1 protein-coding gene is annotated in these 625 nt (G+C 54.9%); it reads right to left on the bottom strand.

The genetic code is table 11. From position 1 onward, the window contains the following. Positions 1 to 274 (bottom strand): redoxin family protein (locus EOA86_RS37440; RefSeq protein WP_128345881.1); only part of this gene is annotated, 274 nt, incomplete at its 3' end. Between the last annotated feature and the right edge of the window lie 351 nt (positions 275 to 625).

Here is a 625-nt window from a genome sequence, read left to right on the forward strand (position 1 = left end):
CATTCATGACGAAAGCATCGTTGACTGAGACGCAGTAGATCGCGTCAATTCGCAGTTCCAGAAATTGATCATAGAGTTTTTCGAAATCGGGCAGTTGGAAGGTCGAGCAGGTCGGGGTGAAGGCGCCAGGCAGCGAGAACAGGATAACGCGCTTGCCCCCGAAATAATCGTCGGAGGTCTTGTTCTCCCACCGATAAGGATTTGGCCCCCCGATCGACTCATCGCGAACACGCGTGCGAAAGGTCACGAGAGGAACGTTCTTTCTATCGGTCATTGATTTGCTCCCAGGCCAAAGTGGTACGGTGCATTTTTCGGTTAAACTGAAGCGGCATCGACTTCGGTGGACAGTTCCGGCAGCCTTTCGCCCTGGCGTGGTTGCCTCGGACCAGTCTTGTGCAAGACCGCCCCCGAGCAGGGACGTTTAACGGCGACGAGCTTCCAGTTTTCCGCGGGGACGGGGAATGTTTGCTCGCGTGCTTTATCGAGCTTTGAGAGGTAGGCATGGTCTCCAACCGTGGTTTTGACTGCGTTCTAGCGACCGAGTCGCAAGCGCCATGCCAATTGACCCCATGCCTTGGGTTCACTTCGGTTTTTGCAGCAACTTTCGTGTTGTGCAGTAATGCCG

The sequence above is a fragment of the Mesorhizobium sp. M5C.F.Ca.IN.020.32.2.1 genome, assembly GCF_004023105.1.
Classification (GTDB): domain Bacteria; phylum Pseudomonadota; class Alphaproteobacteria; order Rhizobiales; family Rhizobiaceae; genus Mesorhizobium; species Mesorhizobium wenxiniae.